Source organism: Deinococcus aquatilis DSM 23025 (genome assembly GCF_000378445.1).
Classification (GTDB): Bacteria; Deinococcota; Deinococci; order Deinococcales; family Deinococcaceae; genus Deinococcus; species Deinococcus aquatilis.
Window position 1 is genome coordinate 194,934 of sequence record NZ_KB899695.1, and the last position, 19,559, is coordinate 214,492.

Here is a 19,559-nt window from a genome sequence, read left to right on the forward strand (position 1 = left end):
GTGCAACGCGCGGGCCAATTCCATTTCGGAATGAACTGGCGATTCAGCTTCAAGGGGACGATTCAGCCAAGTCTGAGTACGACAAGATCACTCCTCCTCAGCGGAGCGACACTCCCCTGACCCCTTTGGGGGCGGGGGCTGGGGGGTGGGGGAAAACCATGGGACAAGCCCCAAAACCCAGCCAAATTCACCCTAAAGCTTCAGCACTTCTTCACCGCAACCAATCTTCCCCGACCTCCTCCACAGGCCGCCCCGCCAGATCGTCCACCTCATCTTTGCGGGTGGCCCACGCCGGAAACGGGTAATTGACCAGCAACGGCGTGGGCACATCCGGCTGAGAAATCAGCATCGTGCCGGGTTGCAGGATGCCTGCCCGCGCCCGGAAACTCTGGGGCAAGAAGCGGTATTCGGGCCGCTCGGCTTCGGCCAGATCAAGGCGGCCCACCACGCGGATGGCGGCGTTGGAGACGATGCGGCGCTCCACTTCGCTGGCAGTCTGCTGCGCCCCGATCAGGATGATGCCGAGGCTGCGGCCACGCTCGGCAATGTCCAGCAGAATGTCCTTGATGGGGCCGCCGCCCTCGCGGGGTGCGTACTTGTTCAGCTCGTCCAGCACCACAAAAACCGTGTCCTGCCGCCCGTTTTTTTCCTTGTGCTCGAACAGGTCGCGCAGCAGCACCCCCACCACGAACATCTGCGCGGGGCCAGACAGGTTGTGAATATCCACGACGCTGAGCTGGTGCGGGCCGCGAATCAGGTTGGGCCGGAATTGTTCGGCCTGTAGAGGCGTCAGGTCGCCGCGCACCAGTGGCGTCAGGGTTTTTTGAACTCCACGCAGGCGGCGCGTGAAGGCCCGCAGGGTGCCCTGATTCTGGTTCAGCACCCAGCGTTTGTCGCCCAGACCATCGTTTTCTTCCAGCAGCTTGTATTCGAGATAGGAAATCAGTTGCGAAAAGGTCTGAATGCGGGTTTTGCCGAGTTCATCAAAGCTGAGTCCCTCGTCGATGATCTGATCGGGTTCGGCCTGCCAGTCCTCGACGTGCAGCGCGGCGCTGTTGTCCTTCTGGGCCTGCGCCAGCTTGAACAGTTTTTCCTCGATGTTGCCGATCACGAAGCCCAGATTCAGGCTGCCGCCCGCGTCGCTGAATACGTAGGGCAGCATCCGCCCGAGGCAAAATTCGCGCAGGGTGAACACGAACGGCGTGACGCCCTCGGAACGCTGGTCTACGTGCGGCACGATCACGCCGCCCACCGCGCTCTCACGGGGCGGGGCCAGAAACTGCACGTCGCGGAAGGGGGTCATGGGCAGGCCCAGCATGCTGTACCGGTCTGTATCAAAGCCTTTGCCGAGGCGGGCTTTTTCCTCGCGGTCCACGACTTTGGCGTTGGGCTTGTCCAGAAACAGCAGATCCTCGCCCTTCACGTTAAAGATGATGGCCCGCCCACCCGCCGTGCCCGCCATCTGGCCGCCACTTTTGGCCGCGACCCGGTCCATCACGCCGCTTCTGAAGATGGAATGCAGCAAAAACAGGGCGTAACTGGTTTTGGTGGCGACCCCGCTGATACCGGAAATGTTGATGTGGCCGCCGCTTTCGCCGTTGATGAAGCGGAAGTTGAGCGGCAGGGTCTGCCCATCGGCCAGCAGGCCCGCCGGAAACGCGGCTTCCTCCATCTTGTCGGCACTGAGGGCCATGTGCAGTGCCTCATTGCGTGCGTGGGCCACCAGATCCCCCGGCTGGGGCGGGATAAAGTCTTCGGGGCTGACCCGAGTGACCAGCACGCGTGCGGCGTAACTGACGGCGGCGGGCAGCACTCCGGCCACCACATCGGCCACATCGGATTCAAAGGCAATGCCTTCATGCCGTTTGCGTACGCTGTCCACCAGACCATAAAAGTTGACGGGCTGGCCGTCGGGCTTGTGGGTCTGCACCACCACCAGATCATCGAGCTGCACGCTGGAACCGGGCGTCACCGCGAACCAGAAGATGGTGGGGGTGGCGTCCTCGGTGCCCAGCACCATTCCAATTGGACGGGGCGGCGTGATCAGCTTCATACGAGTACCTTCATACGAGTACCTGTTTCAGACCGGTCATACGAATTCCGTATGATTCCCGTACAGTCGGAACCCCACCGACTGTCCGTCCATCTCCCGGAATCCGTCTCTTTTCCTACTCGCTCTGCTCGAATTGAACACCGAAAAGCACGGTGTTCAATCGGAATCCTTATCATGCCAACACCGCCGGATCGAAGGTGCGGGCAATGTGCGCCCGAATCCGGCGCGTGACCAGATCGGCGCTGCCCATGCTGCGGGCCATGGCCTGTTCCAGCGCCGCTGTGGGAATCAGGTTTTGCGGGGCGCGGGGGTCTTTGTGGGCGTGGCTGCCCAGTCTCAGCAGCAGGTTACCGCTCAGGTTCGCCACCTGCCTGACGATGGGCGGCAGGAAATCGGGTTCGTCGGGTGCGTACATTTCGAGGCGCATCACGCCGCTCATGGGGTGCTGATAAAACGCCGCCTCGCTGAGCCGCACGTACCAGATAAAGCGCGTGACCGTTTTGTTGTTGTACTGCATGTGCAAAATCGGCGTGCGCTCGCCGGGTTTCAGTTCGGCCAGCAGCGAGGCGCGGTCCGGGGGCAGGTACATGGTCTGGATGGTCTTCACGCAGCCCACCACCGCGCCGTACAGGTTTTTGCCGCGCAGGGTGCCGTCCTGTACGCTCAGGGTGGTCAACCATTCGCGGTCATCCTGTTCGTCTATCGGCACCGCCGAAGCGTACCCGTGCGAGAGTTGCTGTTCGGCAGCCAACATCGTCTGCTGCAGCGTGTGCAGCGCCGCCAGTGGATCGGAAGTCGTGTTTTCTACCGGCTGATACAGCAGGGTTCCGGTGTGTGGGTCGCGGGGCGAGAGGGTGCAGGGATCGAGCCGCAGCCCCGGCGCGTGCGCCAGCATCCGCATGGCCTTTACGTCGGTCAGCTCGGCAGGCCGCGTGCCGTGCGGGCACAGACTGACCGCGCCTACCACATACGCCCCAAAGCCGCCCATGCCCGCCGCGCCGTCGTCATCCTCGATAAAGACGCGGGATTCCATGCGCCGCTTGCCGTCCACGACATACACCCGCTCCAGCCGCTCGGGAATGGGACGGGCTGCCACAGCCGCCCAACGCGGCGTTTCTATATCGATCAAAGCGCCTTCGAAGGGCGTCAGGGCGAGTTGCCCACCCTCTATATCTACAGGCCAAGGGTCAAGTCTAATCCGCATTGGGCGCATTGTAGAGGGGTTATGGGCCGTGGGATGTGGGCTGAGGTTGTGGGCGAACCCCCCCGTTGCTCACGCAACGCCCCCCCTTAGAGGTGGGGACAACAACTCTTGCGTTCACCTTTGAGGAATTGGTTTTACCCAAAGAAGAAGGCAGGGCACCCCATCTCTGTGCCCTGCCTTCCTCTTTCCCCCACTGACTACTTGCTACTCACGGTTTTACCCGTGATACCCGCTCAAAGCACGCAGTTCTTTCTCATTGGTCAGGGTCAGGCAGCGGTAGGCGGGCGTCAGAAGGCCGTCGTCGCGCATTTCTCCGATCAGTTTGCTCACGCTTTCGCGGGTGGCTCCGGTGCCCTCGGCAATCAGTTCGTGTGTGGCACGGACAAAACGCAGATTGTCGGGGTGGGTTCCGCCAAGGCTGGAATCGGCCAGATTCAGGAGGTAACGGGCAATGCGTTCGCGCAGTTCGCCGTCCTGAATATGGACGCCATCGTTCATCACGCGCTGGAGTTGCGTGCTGAGGCTGCGCGTCACTTCCCAGAGTTCTGCGCCCGTGAGGTGCTGCAAATGAATGGGCGTGATGGTGGCGTCGGTCAGAGCCATGACCTGATGGCTGCGCGGCTGATCGTGCAGGGTCTCTTCGCCAAAAATGTCGCCGGGACGCATGTGGCGTACAGTCAGGTTACGGCCCTGGGGCGTGAGGCGCACGGCCCGCAGCAGCCCAGTTTCGACCCGGTACAGCGTGGGAGCCTGATCGCCCGCGTAGTACAGCGTGTCACCCCGCCGAATTGGGCGGCTACGGAGATCGAGGGCGCTGGGTAGCATGCTGGCGGTGGTGCTCATCGGGTTGGACGGATACAGGGCCATGACGCGCTCCTTGGGGGTGAGGACGGCGGGGCCGCTGGTGGGTCCAGACGGTCAGGCTGCCGTGCCTTTGTAAAGAGACTGTACAAGGTTTGTACAACCTTAAATTGTTCAAACTCCACACTGCTGGGGGGAAGCCACCGCCCTAAAGATTGCTTTAAGGTTAAGCAGTTAAGCTGAATGAAAAAAGAGAACAGTCTGAACGCAGTCTGACATTCGTCCTCACGCCGCTTATGGCCGGGGCAGTAAGGTACAGGGGTGCTTATTCCTTCCAGAACATTCGCCCTGACGCTGGTGGCCCTTGGCCTGAGCACAGCGCAGGCGGTGACCTTCGGCGGCCTGACCGTGACCCCGCGCGGCCCCCAGACGCTGAATCTGGAAACGGGCGCAACCGAATTGCCTCAGGGCGGCACCGCCACCGATAACCGGGGAGGAATCAAACTGGTGGCCTCTGCCATGCAACTCAGCCCCGGCACTGCGCTGAAGGCCCAGAACGCCACATTGACCACGCGGCAGGGCGGCACTCTACGGGCGCAGAACATGACCTACGATCTGAAGGCCGGAACCCTGACCGCTACTGGCAATGTGACCTACGCCGACGCGAGGCTCAAAGGCGTGAGCGCCAACAAAGTCACGCTGTACGTGAAAACAGGTTTTGTGGCCGCGACGGGCGGCGTGAAGGCCACCACTCCGGCCCTGTCCGGCACGGTGCTGGTCTTCGACAGTCAGACCATGCAAACGCTGCTGGGCGGCCCCTACAACCTGAAAACATCGGCAGGTGCGACAGCAGGAAAAGCAGGTGAGCGGCTTCTATTGGCTTTCGCGGGCAACCGCCTGACCCGCAGTTCTGCGCCAGATGCGGGCACGCTGGCCCGGTTCGCGCCGTACCTGAAGTAGATGGTGAGTGGTCAGTGGGAAGTAGGGAGTGGGAAAAGCATGGAGGTCGTGAATTCTAGGCGGTGGTTTGGGGTGTACGTTTTTAGAACGCTGTACCCAGTGAGGTCGGTGGCTTTCTCTGGACTCTTCGACCCTCAGTCCTGAGACGCCTCTGCTATCCCCGCCCTGCCGCCGCCCGCCCCGCGATCCGGCCACTGAACAGGCAGCCGCCCAGAAACGTGCCTTCCAGCGAGCGGTAGCCGTGCATCCCGCCTCCGCCAAAGCCTGCCACCTCTCCAGCGGCATACAGGCCCGGAAAAACTTCGCCGCCCGCCCGCAGCACCCGGCCCTGAAGATCGGTTTCCAGGCCTCCCAACGTCTTGCGGGTCAGGATATTCATCCGGACGGCAATCAGGGGGCCATGCGCCGGGTCAAGGATCGGAGCAGGTGGGGCCACGCGCACCAGCCGTTCTCCGGCAAGGGCGCGTGCGCCGCGCACCAGCGCCAGTTGCGGGTCTTTTCCGGCCCTGTTGTGGGTCTGGGCGTCGCGATCTTCAAGCTGGGTCTGCACCGTGGCGAGGCTCAGCAGGTCGTTGCCTGCCAGCGCGTTCATGCCTGCCACCAGTTCGGGCAGGGTACGGCGCACCACGAAGTCTTCCCCGTGATCCATAAACGCCTGCACCGGAGCCTGCACCCCCGCCACCCGCCGCAGGGTCAGGCCGATGTTTTTGCCGGTCAGATCGGGGTTCTGTTCTGAACCGGAAAGCGCGAACTCTTTGCGGATGATCTGGCGGTTCAGCACAAACCACGTATACGGATACCCACTGCGCGTGATGTGAGACAGCGTGCCCAACGTATCGAAGCCGGGGTAATGCGGGTGGGGCAGGCGCACACCGTGGGGATCGAGCCACAGACTGCTGGGACCGGGCAACACCCGGATGCCGTGCTGGGGCCATACCGGATTCGGGTTCCGCAACCCTTCGGTGTAGTGCCACATCCGGTCTGGGTTGATCAGGCTGGCTCCCGCCGCCTGTGCGGTGGCCTGCATCTGACCATCTACGTGCTGCGGCACCCCCGAGACCATAAAGGTCGGAGCCGCGCCCAGCCGCTCTGTGGGCCAGTTGCGGCGCACCAATTCCTGATTGCCGCCTATTCCGCCCGACGTGACCACCACCGCGCCCGCGCCGTAGCTGAAATCGCCCACCACCACCCGCGAGGAAGGCTCGCCGCGTGCCACGTCCGAGGCTTCCAGCAGGTCGCCGGAAACGCCCACCACCACGCCATCGGTGACGGTCAGGGCACGCACCCGGTGACGAAAGTGTAGGGTGATTTTTCCGGCCTGTGCGTGTGCCCGCACCCGCCGCACGAAGGGTTCCAGTACCCCTGGTCCCGTGCCCCAGGTGACGTGAAAGCGCGGCACGCTGTTGCCGGGGCCAGCCGCGCCCTGACCGCCGCGTTCGGCCCAGCCCACAGCCGGAAACCAGCGCACGCCCATGCCGTGCAACCAAGCCCGCTTTTCTCCGGCGGCAAAATCGAGGTACGCGTCGGCCCAGCGCCGGGGCCAATGGTCTTCGGGGCGGTCGAATGTGGCGGTATTTTGCCAGTCGCGCCGTGCCAATTCGGGGCTGTCGCGGATGCCCAGCCGTCGCTGCTCGGGCGTATCGATCATAAACAGGCCGCCAAACGACCAGAACGCCTGACCGCCCAGATTCTGCTCGCCTTCCTGATCCAGCAGCAAGACCCGTGCGCCCGCATCGGCGGCCTCGGCAGCGGCCACCAACCCGGCCAGCCCCGCGCCCACCACGATCACATCAGCCTGCACCCGAATTGTCGTCATGGCCTACAGCGTAGCGGCTGGGCACAGACTTGTCAGTTCAGGACAGATTGCTGCCCATGATCCAGCCGTCGATCACGATCACGGGAGGGCGCTGAAGCACATTCACCAACACCAACACGTCGCTCAGAGACTGCGTCTGTACCCGGTACCATTGATCGACAATCTGAACATCGAAGCGGTAGGGGTCGTCAGGGTTATTCATATCAATCCTGTAACTACTGACCGGATGAGTTCCGTCAGGCGCATTGGGTACGGCAAGCATGTTGTCTCCTGGGCACGAGGCCTTTGGTTCCGTAAGTGGAACATGACTGCCGGACGAATAGTTGGCCCGCGGTCTCTATCTGTTCTGCTTGTCAGGTTAACACTGCTGAGTTCCAAACACGTTGGGTTAAGCCACCTTCATCTGCTCAAGCTTACATTTGCCAGGTCATTATGCTTGAACGATCTCAGGATGTACGGAACATGACTTTCAAAATTTGTCGTCTGCGAGGGGTTTTGTAGACCTGGCGGCCGCGTGTTAGCCTCTGCCCCAGACCAATCGCACCACGTAGCACCACCCAAAAGGGGGCATTTATGACCGCACACCTGCTGGCAGGTTTTCTGCCGTTTGAACACGAGCCGTACCATAACTTTGCCCAGCCCGATATCGCGCAGAAGCAGCGAGACGCCTTTGCGCGGGTGCGCCAGCAGTACGTGGGCCGCACCTTCCCGCTGTATATCGGCGGCCAGAGAGTCGAGGGTAGCGATTCCTACGAGGTTCGCAACCCCGCCGACCCGCGTGAAGTGGTCTGGCGCTTTCCCAAAGCCACCGCCGAGCAGCGCGACGATGCCCTGACCGCCGCGCAACAGGCCTTTGAAACGTGGCGCTTTTCAGATCCTTTTCAGCGGGCCAGCATTTTTAAGCGGGCCGCCGAACTGCTGCAGGCGCGTCGCATGGAATTCAATGCCGTGATGACGCTGGAAAACGGCAAGAACTGGGCCGAGGCCGACGGCGAAGTGGCCGAATCGGTGGATCACTTTGAAGTCTTTGCCCGCGAAACCCTGCGCTGGGCCGAGGGCAAGCCCGTATACCCCATGCCCGACGAACATGTGACCACCATCTATGAGCCGCTGGGCGTGGTGGTGTGCATCAGCCCGTGGAATTTTCCGAGTGCCATTCCGCTGGGCATGGCGCTGGGCGCACTGGCGGCAGGCAACACCGTGATCTGGAAACCGGCCTCCGAAACGCCGCTGTCGAGCCTGTTGATGCTGGAACTCCTGTTCGAGGCGGGCCTCCCCAGAGACACGGTGCAGTTTCTGACCGGAACCGACGACGTACTGGGTGATCCCCTCGTAGACAGCCCACAGGTCCGCATGATCGCCTTCACGGGCAGCAAGGAAATCGGCTGCCGTATCGTGGAACGCGCCGCCAAAGTGCAGCCGGGGCAGCGCTGGATCAAGCGCGTAATTGCCGAAATGGGCGGCAAAGACCCGACGGTGGTGTGCGCTGACGGCGATCTAGAAGCCGCCGCAGTGGGCATCGTGCAGGCAGCCTTTGGCTACGCGGGCCAGAAGTGCAGCGCGTGCAGCCGGGTCATTGCCGAAGACAGCGTGTACGACGCCCTCTTGGACCGCGTAACTGAGCTGGCACGTGGCCTGAAGGTGGGCCTGCCGGAAAGCAACGCGCCTATCGGTCCCGTGATTCATGCCGGAAGTGCCGAGCGAATTCACCGCGCCATCGAAGCTGGACGGCACACGGCGCGGCTGGTGCTGGGTGGCGAGCGGCCCGAAGTGACGGACGCACAGGGCACCCCTCTGGAGGGCGGCTACGTCTCCCCCACCATCTTTGCCGATGTGGACGCCCGCGATCCGCTGTTTCAGGAGGAAATCTTCGGCCCGGTGCTGGCCTTCACCCGCGCCCGCGACTGGCAGCACGCCATCGAGCTTGCCAACGACTCGGAATATGGCCTGACCGCCGCCTTCTACAGCCGCGATCCCCACAAGATCAATGAGGCACGGCGGCGAATGCACGTGGGAAACCTGTACATCAACCGCAAATGCACGGGCGCACTGTCGGGCACGCACGCCTTTGGCGGCTACGGCATGAGCGGCACCAACGCCAAGGTCGGCGGCCCAGATTATCTGTTCTGGTTTTTGCAGACCAAAACGGTGGCTCAGAAATACTGATTGGGGTGTGGGACATGAGGAGTGGGAAGGTCAGGAGAGACATCTTGCCTTGCCCCTTAGAACCGCCTACAACCCATCACCCACAACCTAAACTGTGCCCATGACCGACGCCTCCACCCCAGACCGCTTTGAACGCGCCCAGATCGCCTTTGCCCGCCTGCTGCCCAAGCTGTTTCGGGGCGGGCAGGCGTTTGTGGGGGTAGAAGCAACCTTATCGGGTCTGGATGCTGAAATCGCCTGCCAGCGCCCGGACCGGTTGCCGCACAGCGTGGCCGAACTGGTGGCGCACGTGAACTGGTGGAACCGCTGGATGCTGGCAATTATCGAGGAAGGCCGCGCCCAGCCCTACCCCGCCCACGCCGCCGAAACCTGGCCCGCCGTGCAGCCTGCCGATTGGGGCCGCATCCGCAACGAGTTCTATGAACTTCTGGCCCGCATCGACCCCCACGCCGCCCGCCCCGACCTTGCCAGCCCCGTGAACCATGAAGAAACCATCGGAGAGCTGCTGGCCGATATGGCCCTGCACACCGTGCACCACTTCGGGCAGATCGTGACCGTGCGGCAGGCGCTGGGGGCTTGGCCTCCGGCGGGGGGCGGCGATACGTGGTGAAGCGGGCAAACCCCCCAGTCTGCTTTGCAGCCAGCCCCCCTTGAGGTGAGCGCAAGAGCCATTGTCCTCCCCTTGAGGGGGGGCGTTGCAAAGCAACGGGGGGGTTCACCTTCCAACCCCATTCTCTTCCCAAAAAGGCCCCCAACCATGACCCAGACTGCCGCGACTCCCGCCGACCAACCCACTCAGCCCACCACGTCCAACGTCTTTTACCGCTCCAGCAAGGCTTATCCGCTGGCCGTGCGGGGTGAGGGCGTGTATCTGTACGACTCGGAGGGCAGGCGTTATCTGGACGGCAGTTCGGGGGCGCTGGTCGCCAATATCGGGCATGGGCGGGCCGAGGTGGGGGGGGCGATGGCGGCGCAGGCCCACACTCTGGCCTTTGTACACGGATCGCAGTTCACGTCGCCGGTGCTGGAGGAATACGCTGCTCGACTGGCGGCTTTTCTGGACCTGCCCGAGTTCCGGTTCTGGGCCGTCTCGGGCGGGTCGGAGGCCACCGAAAGCGCGATCAAACTGGCGCGGCAGTATCACGCCGAGCGGGGCGACACGGCGAGGTTCAAGATCGTGACGAGGATTCCCAGCTATCACGGGGCCTCGTTGGGGGCGCTGGCAGCCAGCGGCATGGGCGCACGCCGCAGCCTGTATCTGCCCCTGATGCGCGAGGACGCGTGGCCCAAAATGCCCAAGCCCGACCCCACTTTGAGCGGGGAGGCTGACGCCGAACGCCTGCGGGCTGTGCTGGAAGCGGCTTCCCCCAATACGGTGGCGGCGGTGATGGTGGAACCTGTGGTGGGCGCGTCGGATGCGGCGCTGTCGCCGGGGGCGGGCTACCACGCACGCCTGCACGCCATCTGCCGTGAATACGGCGTGCTGCTGATTGCCGATGAGGTCATGAGCGGCATGGGCAGATGCGGCGTACCCTTGGCCGTGCGCCTCGGCGGTGAGGTGACGCCCGACATCGTGGTGCTGGGCAAAGGGCTGGCGGCGGGTTACGCGCCCCTGGCCGGACTGATGGCAAGCCCCGACATCTACCGCACCGTAATAGGCGGCAGCGGCGCATTCAAGCACGGCTTTACCTACGCGGGCCACCCGGTCAGCGTGGCGGCGGGCCTCAGCGTGCTGAACATCGTGCAGCAAGAAGGCTTGGTCGCAGCGGCACAACAGCGCGGCGCACAACTGCTGGCCGGACTGCAAGACCTGCAAGCCAGACATCCAGCCGTGCTGGAGGTGCGGGGGCAGGGGCTATTGCTGGGCCTGGTGCTGGGCGATCCGGCCACCGGGGAAGCCTTCCCGACACCCGGTCTGGCCGAACGTGTGGCCGCCGCCGCCCGCGCACACGGCCTGATCACTTATCCCGGCAGCGGCGCAGTGGACGGCGTGCGGGGCGATCATCTGTTGCTGGGGCCGCCACTGAGTATTTCGGAGGCAGAGGTGGCAGAAATGCTGGCGGCGCTGGACAGAGCACTGGAGATAAGCTGATCCAGGCTGTGCAAAGGGCAACGACACCCCTCACATCGTTCCTGCCCCAGCCAGGTGAGGCCGTCATCCACGCCGTGAACGGGCATTGCTACTTCAAGTGAGCCAGAAAGCCAAGCCTGGATGCAGCAAGATCACTCCTGCCCAGTGCAACTAAACCCCCCCTGCCCCCTTCAAGAACGGGGACTGGGGGGCTAATAGTGGAAGCGAATCAGGAACAGAGAAGTTGTTCCAATCCCACCGGAAATTAAACGCTGCGCCTACCTCTCAGCGATTTCTGCTTTGGCTTCCTCTAACCGCTGGCCTTCTTCGTGGGTCATGTCGGCCAGATTCTCGCGCAGTTCATCCAGCTTCTCTTCCCGGTCTACGTTGGGGTCGAGGCCGTTGGAGTCAGCGTTTCCGGTGGCTCCCTGCATGCCGTCCTCTACAATTTCGTGTTGATCCTCACGCTGGCTCTGCTCTGGTTGGGTCATACCTGAGCCTGAGGCACGCGCATGAAGGCCAGCCGGGAAAAGGGTCAATGCGGCATTTAGAGAAGCCTTGAACGGAGGCAGCAGCGACCCCAGCGCCCGCACACTGACGCCGGATGCCGCTACCGCCGCCCCCACCAAGGGCAGGCGCACCGAGTTGGGCGCGTGGGCAAAGACCCGCAGCATGGTTCGGGCCAGCACAGGCGTGGGCGTGCGCGGGGCCAGAAATGCGTGCCAGTGCGCGGCAGGCAGCCGGAAAAACGACTGGAAAAAGGCAGGCAGGCCGTCGGCGGGGAGCCTGAGCAGGGCGTCCAGTCCCATCAGGGCCAGTTCACGGGCGGCGCGGCGTTCGGGGGGCCAGAGGACGTGCCACGCGGCGCGGGTGGCCGCGTCACCGTCGGGCAGGGCGTCGGCTAGGGCCTGCGCCACCGCCGGAGCATCGGCCAGTGCCCCCGATACCTGAAAACCGCTGACCGGATGCACCAACCCGCCCGCCGACCCGAAGGCCAACACGGGGCCGGGGTCGGGGGCCGCCGTATTCATCGGGAAGGCCACCCACTCGGTGAATTCTATGGGGCCGGGAGGCGTGCCAGCTGCATTCAGGCGGGCGTATAGGCGGGCTTCCAATTCGGTGCGGGTCAGGCCCGGACGCCCCACCAGACTGGTTTCCTGCACAAAATACCGCTCGCCGCCGAGGTGCATGGCATACAGGAAGGTGGGCGCAGCCTCCGGCAACGCGGATGGAGGTTGTCGCCAGTCCATCCAGACCATCGCGCCGGGTGCGCTGGGCGGGCGGGCAAAGGTAGCCGTAATACCGTAAGCGGTTTGCAGGGCCGCGCCGCCCGGATGTGTGGGCCGCGTGAGGGTGCCGCCGTGCCCGCCCGCATCCACGATCACGCGGGCAGGCCAGCGCTCACCCGCCGCGCCGTGAGCCAATAGCAACGCGCCGGGGCTGGAGCGAGGATCGGCGCGAATGACCGTGCCTTGCGTCCAGATCAGGTGTTTTCCGGCGCGGGCCAGCATGGAGTCCAGCAACGCGGCATTGTCGAGCAGGGCGTAAGGGCGCGTCAGCGAGGTGGCGTGCGGCCCCGTATAGGCCCGGACATCGGCCCAGACATCGGCGGTGCAGGCACGTGCCCAGGCGGGCAATTCATCCAGCCACGCGCCGTAGGTCGGTGCAAAGGGCCGAGGCAGATGGGGGGCCACCAGCCGCACCTGCAAGCCCCGCACCGCCAGTTCGGAGGCCAGCGCCACACCCGCCGGGCCGCCACCCACCACCAGAACATCGGTCATGAGACTATCTGCGGGGGGCGTGGCTTCTGGGGAACGGGCCGCCGTGTCGTGCTGCATTCGGTTCAGCCTAGCGCGGGGCAGGGCGGCGGGAGTGTGGGGATTGATTCGGGGTAAGAGCCGAAGCCGCTCATAGATAGCCTCTGATCTGCCGGACCGGTCTACAGTGACCGGGCAAAGCAGAGGGGGTGCGGCAAGGTGGGCGCTTAACGGCTCAGGCCTCATGGCCCACCCCCCAGTGAATCCCCCCTTCCCCCTCCCGTATTCTGCCCCCGATGCGCCTCTTTCCCCGTTTCAGTCCCTGGTCTGTGGTGGGCCGCCTGAGCCTTTCTGCGGTGGTGGGCGTGCTGGTGGGGGTGCTGCTGGCCCGGGGGGCGGTGTCGGTGGTTCTGGCCCTCATTCCGGCGGGACAGCCCTACGTGCGGGGCGCTGTGGGTACCCTGGCCGCCCTCCTGAGCGTGATGGTGGGTTTCGGTCTGTCTGGAGCGCTGTCTACCCGCGCCCTGCCGATTTCCCGCCTGGGCCTCACACGGGCACAGGCGCGGATTCGCGGCGGCGTCGCGGCGGGGGCCACCGCTGGCCTGCTGATCGTGCCGGTGGGCGCACTGATGGGTCTGGCAGGCATCTACCGGGGCGGCCTGCTTGGAGACAGCTTCGGCGCGGGTCAACTCACGGCAGGACTGGCTCTGGTCGCGGCCCTCTACGGCCTGTTGTCGGGCGGCGTCCTGGGACTGCTGACCCTGCGGGCGCGGCTGGCGTGGCGTCCGGCGCTGGCAGGACTGCTGGGCTTCGGGGCCGTGGGCATCCTGGCAGGCGCTGGGCTGGGCGCGGTGGGCGTGCCTAACCTCCTGAGCGGTGGGGGCTGGGTGCTGTTGGCCGCACTTGCCGGGGTGCTGGCGCTGGGGCAGGTGGTGGGCGACCTCCTGATCGCGGCCAGCATCGACGCTGCCTCTGACCGGGGCGAGCAAGACCGGGCGCACTACGGACAGGTCGTAGCCACGCTGCTGGTGCTGCTGCTGTCGCTGTCGGGGGTCTGGACTGTGGCACGGACGGGGGTGGATTTCGTGCAGTCGCGGCCTTCCAACCCGGTGCCGCTGGCTGTACCGCAGCGCCCCAACCTGAGCAACAGCCTGGGCTGCCGCGCACCCACCGACCCGCTGGAACTGGCCGCCTGGCGCGTGACCACGCGGGATGGTCGCCCGGATTTCTCGTGTGGCAATACCTTTCTGGGCTTTCTGCACACGCCTGATCTCGACCCGGCCTTCAGCGACCTTCCCCCGACCCCGCACGGCGGTTTTGATGGTCTGGCCGCGCAGATGGCCGCCGCAAAGCGTGAAGTGCTGTTTGCCGTCATGGAGTGGGACGACGATCCGGGGCGCGGGCCGGGCGCGGTGCTGGCGGGGGGGTTGGCCGAACTTTACCGGCGGGTGCGGGCCACACCTGCGGCCTATTCAGGAGGAATGACGGTCAGGATTGCACTGGGGAATTTTCCGGTGGCGGCCAACCTGGAATGGGGGCCACAGGTATATGCGGCGGCCCGAGACCTGCTGGCGGCAGGCGTTCCTCTGTCCGATCCGGCCCACAGATGGCGCGTAGAAGTCGCCAACTACATCGGCACTTTTCCGCACAGCCACGCCAAATTGCTGGTCACAGACGGCACCGACCTGACCGTGATGGGATTCAACGTGGGGCCGCTGCATCTGCCCGCCTCGCCAGACGGCACGCACGGCGGCAACGTGCGCGACCTCGCCGTGCGGGTGCGTGGCCCCGTCGCTGCCGATGGCCTGAACGTGTTCGACGACCTCTGGACACGCAGCCGCCTGCTGACCTGTGCCCCAGACGTGACCGCCGATGCTGTGCGGCGGGCCTGCCAGTTGGGAAAATCCGCCCAGGCCGCTCATCCGCAGGGCACCGACCAGCTTCAGATTGGCGTGAAGGGCCGCGAGCGTGTGTTCAGCCTGTACCGCCGCGAGGGCTTCCGGGCCGCTGACGACGCCCTCTTCGGCATGATCGGCGCGTCCACCCAGACCATAGACCTGATGCACGTGTCGTTCAGCATGGGCGTGCGCTGCAATCTGGCGCTGCTGAATCCCGGCCTGTGTACCTTTGACGACGCCCTACCGTGGATGCGGGCGCTGGCCGACGCCGCTGGCCGGGGCGTGCAGATTCGCGCCCTGCTCTACGAACACGGCTTTCTGGGACTGGAAAACCGGGTGGGCCTCGCCGTACTGCGCCGCGAACTCGAACGGCGCGGCGTGGCAGACCGCCTGGAAGCCCGCTGGTATCCGGGGGCGGTGCACGCCAAAACCATGCTGCTGGACGGCAGGATGCTGACGGTGGGTTCTCAGAACCTGCACTATTCCTCGTGGACGCCGCGTGGCCTGAACGAATACACGCTGGCGACCACGGCCCCCGCCGCCGCTGCCGGATACGCCCGCGAATTCGCCTTCTTCTGGGATGAAGCCCAGCCTGCCGAGTTACCGGGCTGGCTGAGCGGGACGGACAGTGAAGTGGATTGAGGCCGAGGGTCTAAGGGTTGGGCCGTTGGAGATTTCAGCGAACCCCCCGTTACTTTGCGGCGCCCCCTCCCTTCGGGCTGTACCAGTCAAGGGGAGGAAAGAGCGTTGAGGCGCTGTGATTTTGCCTGTGGTAGACCCTTAGAGCCTCGACCTTTGGACTTCTGCACTCCCAGCCCCACAAACCCGGCCCCCAACTGACCGCTATTTCCCCTACTGCGCTGCATCTTTGGGATGTTGGCGCGGCGGCCCTGCGCCCGCTACACTCGCCCTGTGCGCCGTGGTGTGGTTCTTCTTGTTGCTCTGGCGGGGGCTGTGGCCCTCTGCTCTCCGGCTTTTCCGGCCCTCGCCCGCTACGGTACGTTGCCCCGCAAAGCCGATGCTCCCGTCACGGTGCTGCTGGCAGGTGTAACGCCCAATTATCCGCCCAGCGCGGTGTGGCCCTATCCCGCCTCCCCCGAAGATTACAGCGGCCTGACCGATACGCTGGTGCTGGCGCAGTTGCGGCCCGATGGCAGTGCTCAGCTCCTCAGCATTCCGCGTGATACCTGGCTGAATATTCCGCGCTGGGGCTTTGGCAAGATCAACGGCGCGAACGTGCACGGCGGCCCGGACATGTTGGTATCGGCCGTCGAAAGCCTGACAGGAGTGAAGGTGGATGCCTACGCCCTGCTGAGCCTCCATGCCGTGCGCTCGATGACCGATGCGGCGGGCGGCGTGACCCTGGATGTGGCCCAGCGCATGAAATACGACGATACGGCAGGCAAGCTGCACATCGATCTGCAACCGGGGCGGCAACACCTGAACGGCGAGCAGGCCGAGGGCTTCCTCCGCTTTCGCAAAGACGGTCTGGGGGATATTGGACGTGTGGCGCGGCAGCAGACCTTTCTGAGTGCCTTTACGGGGAAACTGAAAAATCCGGTGAACATGTGGCGCGTGCCGGGCGTGATCGGGGCGCTGAACAGCAACGTGAAATCCAACGTGTCCCGCGCACAGGTGGGGGCGCTGCTGGGCGGAGCGCTGAGTGGGCCAACCGTGACCATGCACACCCTGCCCGGCGATTTTGGCGGCGGTGGCACCTGGATTCCAGACCGCAGCGCCCTGCGTACCCTGGTGGCCGAGCACTTCCGCGATCCCAACGACCCACGCACCCTGAATATCGCTGTGGTGAACGTCGCCGCCCCCGGTGGCAGCGCCCGCCGCCTCAAAGAAAAGCTGGAGGCAATGGGCTACCAGAACGTCAGTATTTCATCGGCACTGGGAAGCGCGGCCACCACCACCGCGTCGGGCAAGGCAGCAGCGCGGGTGCTACAGGACGTGGGATATGGGCGGGTAGAGGCGGCCCAGAGCGCGGCCAAAACTGTGGGCGGCGCAGATGTGACGGTGCGGCTGGGAAGCGACACGCCGGGGAAATGAGGGTGTGACACGCGGGAAGCGCGGCGGCCAGAGAATAAAAGAAAATCACGTTGCAGCGGGGTCGCCCTTCTCACTCACCGCTGACCACTCACGTTCCTGGCTTCCTGTCTAGACTTCTTTTCTGAAACGATTCAGACCCGCTATCTTTCCTGCTACGATTTTCCCATGACACAGGCTCCGCAGGTTGACGCGGCAACCCTCACGGGTGAACTCAAATGGTGGCAACACGGCATCATTTACCAGATTTACCCCCGCTCATACCAGGACAGCAACGGCGACGGCGTGGGCGACCTCCCCGGCATTACGGCGCGGCTGCCCTATATCGCCAGCCTCGGCGTGGAGGCGGTGTGGCTCTCGCCCATCTTCAAAAGCCCCATGCGCGATTTCGGCTACGACGTGGCCGACTACTGCGATATAGACCCGCTGTTCGGCACGCTGGAACAGTTCGATACCCTGGTGGCCGAGGCGCACCGCCTGGGCATGAAAATCATGCTGGACTACGTGCCCAACCACAGCAGCTCGGATCATGCCTGGTTTCAGGAGGCCATCAGCAGCACCGACAACCCCAAGCGGGACTGGTATGTGTGGCAAAACCCCGCCCCAGATGGCGGCCCCCCCAACAACTGGAAGTCATTTTTTGCTGGCCCCGCGTGGACGCTGGACGCGGCGAGCGGTCAGTATTATCTGCACCAGTTTTTGCCCAGCCAGCCCGACCTGAACTGGCGCAATCCCGACGTGCGGGCCGCCATGTTCGATGTGCTGCGCTTCTGGATGCGCCGGGGCGTGGACGGCTTCCGGGTAGACGTGATCTGGCTGCTGGCCGAAGACGAGCGCTATCTGGACGAGCCGGAAAACCCCCACTGGCAGCCCGGACAGCCGGACCACTGGCGCTTGGAGCATCCCTATACGCAGGATCAGCCCGAAACCCACGAGTACATCCGTGAGATGCGCCGCGTGCTGGACGAGTTCGATGACCGCATGATGGTCGGAGAAATCTACCTGCCCCTTGAACGCCTCCTGCCCTATTCCGGCACTCCCGATGCCCAGATGGTGCACCTGCCCTTCAACTTTCACCTGATCTTGCTGCCGTGGACCGCGAATGAGGTGCGGGCCTTTGCCGACAGCTACGACGCGGCCAGCACCCTTGCGGGTGCGTGGCCCAACTGGGTGCTGGGCAACCACGATCAGCACCGCTTCAAGTCTCGGGTGGGAGCAGCGCAGTACCGCGTGGCCCAGACCCTGCTGCTGACCCTGCGCGGCACGCCCACCGTGTACTACGGTGATGAACTGGGCATGGAAAACGTGGCGATTCCCTTCGAGCAGATGGTTGACCCGGCGGGCCTGCAACAGCCCGACGTGCCCAGCGCCAGCCGCGACCCCGAGCGCACCCCCATGCAGTGGGAAGCAGGCCCGAACGCCGGATTTGCCCCCGCTGGCGTGACGCCGTGGCTGCCGCTTGCCCCCGATGCCGATACCGTCAACGTGCAGGCCCAGCAGGACGACCCACACAGCGACCTGAACTACTTCCGCGCCCTGACGAAGCTGCGGCGTGACTATCCGGTGCTGTTGGGCGGCGATTACCGCAGCCTGGACACTGACCACAGCGATGTCTTCGCCTTCGAGCGCACGCAGGGAGGGCAACGCCTGACCGTGCTGCTGAACTTCGGTGCAGAAACGCGGGATCTGTCAGGAATCAGCGGTCAGACCGTCCTGAGCAGCCTGAACGACCTGCCGGACAGCACCTCTGCCCTGCGTCCCAACGAAGCGCGAATCATCCTGAACTGAGACTGAAGGCGGCAAGGCAAAAGGAGAAGGCACGCCGAAGTGGCTTGCCTTCTCCTTTTAGTGACCAGGGGCAACGAACCTCTGATACTTCAGCTTTTCCCAACCGCCAAGCGCCCACCACCGACCTCTCACTCAGTACAACAATCCAGCCAACGCCAACAGCTCTGACCGCGCCCACAGTGCATTGTTAGGCCGGGTCGCCGAGTCGCGGCGGGTCAGAATGATGTGCAGATGCGACAGGGGATCATCGCTGTGGGGCGGCAGTTCGCCCGGTTCCAGGACCAAGCCGTGCAGCCCCCAGCCCAGGAGCACCCCCACGCCGTACAGGTCGCTTTCTGGCCCCAGGGGTTCTCCCCGGTAGGCCTCGGGACTCTGAAAAGCTGCCGTGCCCATGCGGGTCGGGGCATTCATAACTTCGTGAAGCGGCCCCGACAGGTCAAAATCCACCAGCTTGGCACTCCCGTCGGGTTCGGCCATGATGTTTTCCGGCTTGATGTCGCGGTGAACCATTCCGCGTGCGTGCAGGTAGGCCAGAGCGTCTAGCAGATGCACCAGCGTCAGCAAAAAGGCCCGGCGTTCTTCGGTCAGTGCGGGGCGGGCGGCGTAGCGGTCGAACAGGGTTTCGCCGCGTGCCAGCGTGACCACCAGCGCGGGCTGATCTGAAACCGTGGTGCGCTCCAGCACACGCACCAGGCGCGGATGATCGAGGGGCGCGGCGTTCTGATATTCGCGGTCTGCAAAGGCGGCCAGATGCTGCGGAAAGATTTTGACCGCGCACGGCGTCCCTTCCTTCGACACGGCAAAATACACGACGCTATGCGAGCCACGCCCGACGGGACGAATCAATCGCACCCCATCGCCTACAAGTTGACCCGCCAGAGGCATCGGCTTCACGCTAGCGCAGGAGTGAGCCACATGGGTAGACACCCCAAACAGATGAAGAGGCACGCGGCCCGGCAACGACCTGATCCTGTTGCGCTGTTTTCGCCCAGG

14 protein-coding genes are annotated in these 19,559 nt (G+C 64.4%); 7 read left to right on the plus strand and 7 right to left on the minus strand.

Annotation, left to right across the window (positions count from 1 at the left end; translation table 11 throughout):
• Positions 1-211: 211 nt before the first annotated feature.
• The 3 genes from F561_RS0101005 to F561_RS0101015 all read right to left on the minus strand — a co-directional run bounded on the left by F561_RS0101005 (position 212) and on the right by F561_RS0101015 (position 4,100).
• Positions 212-2,053, minus strand: coding sequence for an ATP-binding protein (locus F561_RS0101005; RefSeq protein WP_019008069.1), 1,842 nt, complete (start codon positions 2,051-2,053; stop codon positions 212-214).
• Between the two features lie 172 nt (positions 2,054-2,225).
• Entirely contained in the window at positions 2,226-3,266 is a 1,041-nt protein-coding gene (locus tag F561_RS0101010) for a nuclease (RefSeq protein WP_157451440.1), read from the minus strand.
• Positions 3,267-3,473: 207 nt separating this feature from the next.
• Complete coding sequence (locus F561_RS0101015) at positions 3,474-4,100, minus strand: Crp/Fnr family transcriptional regulator (RefSeq protein WP_157451456.1); 627 nt, start codon at positions 4,098-4,100, stop codon at positions 3,474-3,476.
• A gap of 279 nt (positions 4,101-4,379) precedes the next feature.
• Between F561_RS0101015 and F561_RS0101020 the strand changes: the two genes are divergently transcribed.
• On the plus strand, positions 4,380-5,018 hold the full coding sequence (locus F561_RS0101020; protein ID WP_019008072.1) for a hypothetical protein: 639 nt from the start codon (positions 4,380-4,382) through the stop codon (positions 5,016-5,018).
• 154 nt (positions 5,019-5,172) lie between these two features.
• Here F561_RS0101020 and F561_RS0101025 read toward each other — a convergent pair whose 3' ends face one another.
• Both F561_RS0101025 and F561_RS28535 read right to left on the minus strand, forming a co-directional pair.
• The gene (locus F561_RS0101025; RefSeq protein WP_019008073.1) at positions 5,173-6,834 is read right to left on the minus strand and encodes an FAD-binding dehydrogenase; all 1,662 of its coding nucleotides are present in this window, start codon (positions 6,832-6,834) and stop codon (positions 5,173-5,175) included.
• A 37-nt stretch (positions 6,835-6,871) separates the two neighbouring features.
• Positions 6,872-7,036 (minus strand): hypothetical protein, encoded by a 165-nt coding sequence (locus tag F561_RS28535; protein ID WP_019008074.1) that lies wholly within the window; start codon positions 7,034-7,036, stop codon positions 6,872-6,874.
• A 371-nt stretch (positions 7,037-7,407) separates the two neighbouring features.
• Here F561_RS28535 and F561_RS0101035 point away from each other — a divergent pair, with 371 nt between their 5' ends.
• From F561_RS0101035 to F561_RS0101045, 3 genes are all read left to right on the plus strand, one after another.
• Positions 7,408-9,000 (plus strand): L-glutamate gamma-semialdehyde dehydrogenase, encoded by a 1,593-nt coding sequence (locus F561_RS0101035; protein ID WP_019008075.1) that lies wholly within the window; start codon positions 7,408-7,410, stop codon positions 8,998-9,000.
• Positions 9,001-9,100: 100 nt separating this feature from the next.
• Positions 9,101-9,610: a DinB family protein gene (locus F561_RS0101040; RefSeq protein ID WP_019008076.1), complete on the plus strand. Its 510-nt coding sequence runs from the start codon at positions 9,101-9,103 to the stop codon at positions 9,608-9,610.
• 147 nt (positions 9,611-9,757) lie between these two features.
• Complete coding sequence (locus F561_RS0101045) at positions 9,758-11,092, plus strand: aminotransferase family protein (RefSeq protein WP_019008077.1); 1,335 nt, start codon at positions 9,758-9,760, stop codon at positions 11,090-11,092.
• A gap of 257 nt (positions 11,093-11,349) precedes the next feature.
• Here F561_RS0101045 and F561_RS24465 read toward each other — a convergent pair whose 3' ends face one another.
• Entirely contained in the window at positions 11,350-12,909 is a 1,560-nt protein-coding gene (locus F561_RS24465) for a lycopene cyclase family protein (RefSeq protein ID WP_019008078.1), read from the minus strand.
• A gap of 215 nt (positions 12,910-13,124) precedes the next feature.
• Between F561_RS24465 and F561_RS0101055 the strand changes: the two genes are divergently transcribed.
• From F561_RS0101055 to F561_RS0101065, 3 genes are all read left to right on the plus strand, one after another.
• On the plus strand, positions 13,125-15,368 hold the full coding sequence (locus F561_RS0101055) for a phospholipase D-like domain-containing protein (RefSeq protein ID WP_019008079.1): 2,244 nt from the start codon (positions 13,125-13,127) through the stop codon (positions 15,366-15,368).
• 270 nt (positions 15,369-15,638) lie between these two features.
• Positions 15,639-16,781, plus strand: a complete 1,143-nt coding sequence (locus tag F561_RS0101060) for an LCP family protein (RefSeq protein WP_026298498.1) — start codon at positions 15,639-15,641, stop codon at positions 16,779-16,781.
• A 165-nt stretch (positions 16,782-16,946) separates the two neighbouring features.
• Positions 16,947-18,566 (plus strand): alpha-amylase family glycosyl hydrolase, encoded by a 1,620-nt coding sequence (locus F561_RS0101065; RefSeq protein ID WP_019008081.1) that lies wholly within the window; start codon positions 16,947-16,949, stop codon positions 18,564-18,566.
• 132 nt (positions 18,567-18,698) lie between these two features.
• Here F561_RS0101065 and F561_RS0101070 read toward each other — a convergent pair whose 3' ends face one another.
• Entirely contained in the window at positions 18,699-19,451 is a 753-nt protein-coding gene (locus F561_RS0101070; RefSeq protein WP_019008082.1) for a serine/threonine-protein kinase, read from the minus strand.
• Positions 19,452-19,559 lie beyond the last annotated feature (108 nt).

Bases quoted from the DNA above. Each gene is read 5' to 3' on its own strand.
- F561_RS0101010 (WP_157451440.1), bottom strand. From the start codon at position 3,266: ATGCGCCCAATGCGGATTAGACTTGACCCTTGGCCTGTAGATATAGAG.
- F561_RS0101070 (WP_019008082.1), bottom strand. From the start codon at position 19,451: ATGCCTCTGGCGGGTCAACTTGTAGGCGATGGGGTGCGATTGATTCGT.
- F561_RS0101040 (WP_019008076.1), top strand. From the start codon at position 9,101: ATGACCGACGCCTCCACCCCAGACCGCTTTGAACGCGCCCAGATCGCC.
- F561_RS0101035 (WP_019008075.1), top strand. From the start codon at position 7,408: ATGACCGCACACCTGCTGGCAGGTTTTCTGCCGTTTGAACACGAGCCG.
- F561_RS28535 (WP_019008074.1), bottom strand. From the start codon at position 7,036: ATGAATAACCCTGACGACCCCTACCGCTTCGATGTTCAGATTGTCGAT.
- F561_RS0101065 (WP_019008081.1), top strand. From the start codon at position 16,947: ATGACACAGGCTCCGCAGGTTGACGCGGCAACCCTCACGGGTGAACTC.
- F561_RS0101005 (WP_019008069.1), bottom strand. From the start codon at position 2,053: ATGAAGCTGATCACGCCGCCCCGTCCAATTGGAATGGTGCTGGGCACC.
- F561_RS0101045 (WP_019008077.1), top strand. From the start codon at position 9,758: ATGACCCAGACTGCCGCGACTCCCGCCGACCAACCCACTCAGCCCACC.
- F561_RS24465 (WP_019008078.1), bottom strand. From the start codon at position 12,909: ATGCAGCACGACACGGCGGCCCGTTCCCCAGAAGCCACGCCCCCCGCA.
- F561_RS0101055 (WP_019008079.1), top strand. From the start codon at position 13,125: ATGCGCCTCTTTCCCCGTTTCAGTCCCTGGTCTGTGGTGGGCCGCCTG.
- F561_RS0101025 (WP_019008073.1), bottom strand. From the start codon at position 6,834: ATGACGACAATTCGGGTGCAGGCTGATGTGATCGTGGTGGGCGCGGGG.
- F561_RS0101015 (WP_157451456.1), bottom strand. From the start codon at position 4,100: ATGAGCACCACCGCCAGCATGCTACCCAGCGCCCTCGATCTCCGTAGC.